Genomic DNA, 1,304 nt, shown 5'->3' with positions numbered 1-1,304 from the left:
AACCATTTTCAAATATTGCTAGAAGAGGTTGTAAACCATCCAGAATATAAACTATCTGAATTTTCTCTGTTGACCAAAGAAGAGAAAGGGCAACTTCAACAATGGAATCAAACTGAAAGCTCTATACCAGAAGAAATGTGTATACACCAGTTATTTGAAAAACAGGTAGCTAAAAATGCCGACAAGCTAGCGGTGTTATCCGAGCGTGCAAACGTAACCTATGGGGAGTTAAATAAGCGTGCCAATCAAGTTGCTCATTTTCTTCAAGAACAAGGAGTAGGACCTGAAACCCGTGTAGGTATATGCATGAACCGCTCACCGGAGCTTGTAGTTTGTATGATGGGCATTTTAAAGGCTGGAGCAGCGTATGTACCGATTGATCCCTCTGTGCCGAAAGAGCGAAAAGCCTACATAGTAGAAAGCAGCGAAGCGGCAATTGTTTTGACGCAAGAGGACTTAAAACAACAATTGCCAGAGAAGCGTGCGAATTGGGATTATGTCTATTATGACAGAGAAGCGTTTCAACATTATCAAAGCAAGAATGTGAGTTCGAGTGTCCAACAAAAAAATACCGCGTACCTCATCTATACGTCTGGGTCAACAGGAAGGCCAAAAGGGGTTATCGAAGCCCATCGCCCTGTCATCAATGTCATTGATTGGGTAAATAAAACCTATGAAGTAGGCGAGAATGATCGAATGTTATGGATTACATCCATTGGTTTTGATTTATCCGTTTATGATGTATTCGGATTACTTGCCGCAGGAGGGTCGATAAGAATTGCCAATGAGCAAGACATAGGGAATCCAGAACGATTAATTAGCCTTTTGAATGAAGGGGAAGTAACTTTCTGGGATTCCGCGCCTGCGGCCTTACAACAGTTAGTGCCTTTATTAAAGATGAAAGAGAATGCCGTCGCAAACAGTCATTTAAGGTTGGTCTTTTTAAGTGGAGACTGGATTCCTTTGGAATTGCCAGGCACCATGAAAGAGCTCTTTCCAAGGGTACAAGTAGTAGGTTTAGGAGGAGCGACAGAGGCTACGATCTGGTCAAATTACTATAACATCAATGACATTCCGGAGGAATGGACGAGCATCCCATATGGAAAGCCAATTCAAAATGCCCGCTATTATATTCTAGACCCACATGGCAACCCGTGTCCGATTGGAATACCAGGGGAATTGCATATAGGTGGCCGGTGTTTAGCAGAAGGGTATGTGAGCAGGGAACTAACGGAAGAGAGGTTCATCAGCGATCCATTTGTCCATCAAATAGAGGCAAAGATGTATCGGACGGGAGATTTAGC

Annotated in this window: 1 protein-coding gene; it reads left to right on the top strand. The window is 43.0% G+C overall.

Going from position 1 to position 1,304, the window contains the following annotated elements; genetic code table 11:
* Window positions 1-1,304 (top strand): non-ribosomal peptide synthetase (locus tag JOC54_RS22805; RefSeq protein WP_204469451.1); only part of this gene is annotated, 1,304 nt, incomplete at both ends.

The organism is Shouchella xiaoxiensis (assembly GCF_016907895.1).
GTDB lineage: Bacteria > Bacillota > Bacilli > Bacillales > Bacillaceae_D > Shouchella > Shouchella xiaoxiensis.
This window is presented reverse-complemented; position numbering and strand designations above follow the sequence as displayed.